The organism is Mycobacterium simiae (assembly GCF_008370645.1).
In the GTDB taxonomy this organism is placed as follows: Bacteria; Actinomycetota; Actinomycetes; order Mycobacteriales; family Mycobacteriaceae; genus Mycobacterium; species Mycobacterium simiae_A.
Window position 1 is genome coordinate 1 of the sequence record NZ_VTZN01000238.1, and the last position, 5,980, is coordinate 5,980.

The following is a 5,980-nucleotide window of genomic DNA, read 5'->3' on the forward strand; positions in this document are numbered from 1 at the left end:
AACTGGCGTCGGATAGCGTGGGGGTGATTGGTGTTGACCAGCATTCAGCTGAATGGACTAGGCGCACAGCAAGTTTCGCGCATGCTCGCAGCGACCACTCATCGACGAACGGCGAGCACGCGATCGACGTAGATCGCCTTGAGGACACCGCGGCAAGCGAGCGCCGGCCGCACCGTGTCCTCGGCATGCCCCACCGGGGGCCGGGCCAGCACGGCGCCAACAATCGCCCACCCGACACCGCCACCACGGTCTCGGCCAGCGACACCGTGGACAACATAAACCGGCGCCCAATGGCCGCCGCCAACGCAGCGATCGACACCATCGCCTCGGCGAACCCGCTGCCGGCCCCCGCAGGCATCACCGGATTGGCATCCACCGCACACAGCCCCACCGTGAACACCGACCGCACCGCCTCGGCTCGCCCGCCGAAGCGGCGCAGCCAGCCCCGCACCGTCTCCGCCGGACGGGCCAACTCGGCGGCAATCCGACCAAACCCCACCCGGCGCACCGCGCTGGCCGCCAACCTGGCCATGATCACCACCGCCACATCGCCGCGCCGCAGCAACGCCGCTACCGGCAACAACACGTGAGTCACGCCGCAGCCGGTGCACCGCGACCGGCGCGGACACAACCACAGCGGCCTGGCCCACCCCCAACCCGCCAACACACCACTACACGCCGGGCAACTCAGCTCACCCGCTGCCAGGCTGCGCTCGACTTGATCGACATCGGTCTCTACGGTGACCATCGGCGCCTCCAGGCGCAACCGACGGCCCTCCCGAAAGACTCCGCCGGAGAAATGCCGGGAGGGCCGTCGCCTACAACGACGTGATCACCGTGCCGCCCCGGCACCACAAACACCAACTCAGCTACGACCCGTCGGCGAGCTGCTCACCGTCAACGCCGGATCACAACCCCCTGATGCTCAACCTGAATGCCTGCAAAACCAGCCGGCGATTGTCGTTCGCTGTGCCGCCAGTCCATTTAAGCCGACGCGCCATGCTTGATTGGCTGCTCAAAGCAAGGGTCAACGCGCGGTCGCGATGGAACCGCAGGCAGACGGAATTTTCAAGTACGCGTCAGGCGTGGCCCATTCCGTTTGTCATGAGAAATAGCCCGAGCATAGCGATGACGAGAGCGAAGATCTGTTGCCGTCGGGCCTTTGCCCAACCCTGTACCGCGGACATCATCTGGCCGGTCTTTGCCGGTGCCGCTAGCTGGCTTGCTAACGGCAGCTCGATGAAGGCAAGTGCGACGACGGTATAGACACCGGCCGCACTGATCTGGGTACCCGCAGCGGCTCCGGAGGTCAGAATCGCGGTGAGCGCGACCAAGAACCTGAGGTCCACTAGCATCCCGACTCCAAGGAGGAATGCCACCTGCAATGGTCGAGCCTGCAACGCAAACTGGGCGCGTGTCGACACCCTCGAGATTGTGTTCGACGTCAGAACCTGTAATTGAGATGGACTGGCGCCTGGCATGCTCAGGCGGTTCCGCTGACGCGGCGAGATCCCACCCGCGAATCCAGCAATGAGCAGCGCCAGCACACCCATCGCAATCTGAATCTGCCCGGCGGTGGGGCTAGCAGTGGCGCGCTCCACCCGGTGCATCGTTTCCAGCGCGAAGTGACGGAGGCCGAAAAGCACCCCTACAGCCAGGGCAACACTAGTCGCGACGCCGCCAAGCCAAAACGCGACCAGCGGGCCAGCGGCGTGAGGCCGAGACGAAAGGAGCACGCTGATCCCGATACGCACCGGGTCGGCTGTCGCAACAAGAGCTAACACCAGCACCGTGCCCCACATGGCAACGGACGCTACAACGACGTCACGGGTTTGCGAAACCCATGCAGGACGTTGGATTTCCCCATCACGACGGGGTTACCCGGACTGCCCGTCTTTTCTGGCGCAAGGATAAGACCGTCGGCGCCAGGCCCGATCGCACGAATACTGGGTGAGCGGTCGATGACCTCGAATTATACGGCTCCTCCTAGCGCTGAAGCTGCAGCGGGAAATGGCACTATGAGGAGGCGATGAAAAATTCGGAATTAAATAAATTTTCGTCTAGACGGCCTTTAATTCGTGTTTTGCCTACGCGGCGGCGAGCCAAGGCCGGTCCCGAGCGGTCACCGCTACGACGGCCGCGCTTGAGGGTTTTCGGTATGGACTGGATTACAAAGTACCGACTCGTGGTGGCGATGCGCCAGCGCCCGGCGCCAAGTAGTTCGTGGTGCCGATTGGTAGAACTTCGCATCCACGCCATGACTCGCGGCTTCGGTGTCATCGCAGCGCCCATGGCGTTATTCCGCAGCGAACCGACGCGATACCCGCGTTGTTTCAAGATTGACAGTCACCGAGGGCACCGCTCGCGCGCACCGAACCCAAACAGCGGTCGTATTGCATTTGCGGACGGGAAAGTCCGCTCGCGACACACCGATGGGCGTATCGCTGTCAATTGCCTTCGTAACTATACCGTGGGCTGAAGTACGCGCAGGGAGGCGGATTGAGTGAGCGGAAACCCGTTCCGAGGAATGTCACGACGGGAGTTTCTTGCAAAGCTCACTGGCGCTGGCTCCGCAGCGTTGCTCATGGACTACGCCGCCCCAGTGATTGAAAAGGCTTACGGTGCGGGGCCATGCTCTGGTCACTTGACAGATATTGAGCACATCGTGCTGCTGATGCAGGAGAACCGGTCGTTCGATCACTATTTCGGCACCCTCTCCAGCACTAGAGGTTTCAGTGACCCGTCTCCGGCGTTCCAGCAAAAAGGCTGGAACCCGATGACGCAGGCGCTCGACCCGGCCGGGATAACTATTCCGTTTCGCCTCGATACCACTCGTGGCCCTTTTCTAGACGGTGAATGCGTCAACGACCCCGATCACGCCTGGATTGCCATGCACAACTCATGGAACAACGGCGGTAACGACAACTGGCTGGGAGCGCAATCGGCCACCCGTACCGGCCCGTATGTCCCGATGGTGATGGGTTATTACACGCGCAAAGACATTCCTATCCATCATCTGCTGGCCGATACGTTCACCATTTGCGACGGCTACCATTGCTCACTGCTGGGCGGCACGCTGCCCAATCGGCTGTATTGGATGAGCGCCACCATCGATCCCGCCGGCACCAATGGTGGACCGCAGTTGGTGGAACCCGGCTTCCTGCCCGAACAGCAGTACAGCTGGCGCATCATGCCGGAGAACCTCGAAGACGCGGGCATTAGCTGGAAGGTGTACCAAAGCAAGGACGCGGGGCGATTCATCAACACGCCCATCAGCAATAACGGGTTGGTACAGGCGTTCCGGCAGTCCGCCAACCCCAGGTCTAACCTTGCGCGTTTCGGTATCGCACCGGGCTACCCGGTGGACTTCGCGGCCGACGTGAGAGCCAACAGACTGCCGCAGGTTTCCTGGCTGGTGCCGCCGTTCACCCAATCCGAACACCCCGCACTTCCGGTGGCCCTGGGCGCCGTGGCAATGGTGAACGCGTTGCGCATCCTGCTATCCAACCCAGCGGTGTGGGAGAAAACCGCCCTGATCATCAGCTATGACGAAAACGGCGGCTTCTTCGATCACGTGACACCGCCAACAGCGCCGCCCGGCACGCCCGGCGAATATGTCACAGTGCCGGACATCAATGCGGTGACAGGTTCGGGAGGAATCCGCGGACCGATCGGCCTGGGCTTTCGCGTGCCGTGCTTGGTCATTTCGCCTTTTAGCCGCGGCGGGCTGATGGTCCATGACATCTTCGACCACACCTCGCAGCTGAAATTGATTCGCGCGCGGTTCGGTGTTCCGATTCCCAACTTGACTGCTTGGCGTGACAGCGTTGTGGGCGATATGACCTCGGCGTTCAACTTTGCGGTACCGCCGAACCCGACCAAACCGAACCTGAGCCATCCGCTGTTGGCCGCCGTGCCGAAACTGCCGCAGTGCATTCCCAATGTCGTACTGGGAACTACCGACGGCACACTACCGGCCATTCCGTATCGAGTGCCCTTTCCGCAGATGATGCCCACTCAGGAAACCACCCCGGTTCGCGGCATTCCCAGCGGGTTGTGCTGAAGTGTCCGTGAACATGTCGTTGCGGCTCACCGCGTGCAGTGACAGAACTTTGCGTCCGTAAATGCATGCACTCAGATTCTCGCGGGAATTGGCGTAGCAGGACGGCGCGGCCGCTGGCAAATAGATGTGCTATCGAGTCCGACACGCCGGTCGGGCTATCCAGGTGATCGCAGGCACAACTATACCGTGATCGGGAGAAGGCATTAAAGGCCTCGAGGAGGGCGTGTGGGCAGCGAACCCCCAATCGACGGAATGAGCCGTCGACAATTTTTGGCTAAAGCGGCTGCCGCCACCACCGCTAGCGCTCTCACATCATTAGCCGCTCCAATAATCGAAAAAGCCTACGGTGCCGGCCCCTGCTCTGGTCATTTGACCGATATTGAGCACATTGTCTTGTTGATGCAGGAAAACCGATCCTTCGATCATTACTTCGGTACGCTCTCCAGCACCCGCGGCTTCAACGACCCATCGCCGGCATTCGCGCAAAAAGGCTGGAACCCGGCGACGCAGGCGGTCGATCCCACTGCCACCACCATCCCGTTCCGCTTCGACACCACCCGGGGCCCTTTGGTTGCCGGCGAATGTGTGAACGATCCCGACCACGCTTGGGTATCCCAGCACGAATCGTGGAATGGCGGCGCCATGGACGGCTGGCTGCCGGCGCAAGCCCAATTCAGCCCGCTGCAAGGAAACGTGCCGGTGACAATGGGCTATTACGCCCGTCAAGACTTGCCCATCCACTATTTGCTTGCCGACACTTTTACGGTTTGCGACGGCTACCATTGTTCGCTGCTGGGCGGGACCACGCCCAATCGACTCTACTGGATGAGTGCCTGGATCGACCCGGACGGCACTAACGGTGGCCCCATACTGATTGAGCCGAACATCCAACCGCAGCAAAAGCTCAGCTGGCGCATCATGCCCGAGAACCTAGAAGATGCCGCCGTCAGCTGGAAGGTCTACCAGAACAAGTTGCTCGGAGCACTTAATAACACGGTCGTCGGCTACAATGGGCTGGTCAATGACTTTCGGCAGGCCGCTGATCCCCGATCGAATTTGGCTCGCTTCGGCATCGCCCCGACCTACCCGTTAGATTTCGCCGCTGATGTGCGGAACAACAAGCTGCCGAAAGTCTCCTGGGTACTGCCCGGATTCCTGTTATCCGAGCATCCCGCTTTCCCGGTTTCCATCGGCGCGGTGGCGATCGTGGACGTGCTGCGAATCTTGTTGTCCAATCCAGCGGTCTGGGAAAAGACCGCGCTGATTGTCAACTATGACGAAAACGGCGGCTTCTTCGATCACGTGGCGCCGCCCACCGCGCCGCCGGGTACGCCAGGCGAGTTCGTTACAGTGCCCGACATCAATTCGGTACCGGGCTCCGGCGGCATCCGTGGGCCCATCGGTCTGGGCTTTCGCGTCCCTTGCATCGTCGTATCACCCTACAGCCGCGGTCCGCTCATGGTTCATGACACGTTCGACCACACGTCGACGCTGAAGTTGATCAGCACGCGGTTCGGCGTCCCGGTTCCCAATCTCACCGCGTGGCGAAACGGCGTGGTCGGCGACATGACCTCGACGTTTAATTTCGCCGTTCCTCCCAATCCCTCAAAGCCGAACCTGGACCACCCGAGGCTGAAGTCGCTTCCAAAACTGCCGCAGTGTGTGCCCAACGCGGTATTGGGGACGACTACCAAGACATCAATTCCGTATCGCGTGCCCTTCCCGCAGATGATGCCGACCCAGGAAACCAATCCGGTTCGGGGAATTCCCAGCGGCCTGTGCTGAAACGTTTGCCTGCACTGCGGCCAGCGCTACTGGCTCACCGAATTCGCTATCCCAGGCCTTATGCATGGTTTGCGCAATGCCGTGAGATGAGACACGCGGTCGGAGCTTCGCGGCGTACTTCTGCCGCGCCTG

General features: G+C 61.4%; 3 protein-coding genes and 2 pseudogenes. 2 read left to right on the forward strand and 3 right to left on the reverse strand.

The features are described from left to right. From F0Q45_RS23690 to F0Q45_RS23700, 3 genes and pseudogenes are all read right to left on the reverse strand, one after another. A pseudogene (locus F0Q45_RS23690) lies at positions 1-191 on the reverse strand (hypothetical protein); the annotation flags it as partial. 8 nt (positions 192-199) lie between these two features. Continuing rightward, a pseudogene (locus F0Q45_RS23695) lies at positions 200-748 on the reverse strand (hypothetical protein); the annotation flags it as partial. 331 nt (positions 749-1,079) lie between these two features. Then, a complete protein-coding gene (locus F0Q45_RS23700) occupies positions 1,080-1,802 on the reverse strand; it encodes a GAP family protein (protein ID WP_188113124.1) in 723 nt (240 codons plus the stop codon). Between the two features lie 725 nt (positions 1,803-2,527). On the opposite strand from F0Q45_RS23700, the gene F0Q45_RS23705 reads away from it, so the two are divergent. Together F0Q45_RS23705 and F0Q45_RS23710 are read left to right on the forward strand one after the other, a co-directional pair. Beyond that, positions 2,528-4,063 (forward strand): phospholipase C, encoded by a 1,536-nt coding sequence (locus tag F0Q45_RS23705; protein WP_149656226.1) that lies wholly within the window; start codon positions 2,528-2,530, stop codon positions 4,061-4,063. Between the two features lie 252 nt (positions 4,064-4,315). Continuing rightward, positions 4,316-5,848 carry a phospholipase C gene (locus F0Q45_RS23710; protein ID WP_149656227.1) on the forward strand — a complete coding sequence of 511 codons (1,533 nt, stop codon included), beginning with the start codon at positions 4,316-4,318 and terminating at the stop codon, positions 5,846-5,848. Positions 5,849-5,980: the final 132 nt, after the last annotated feature.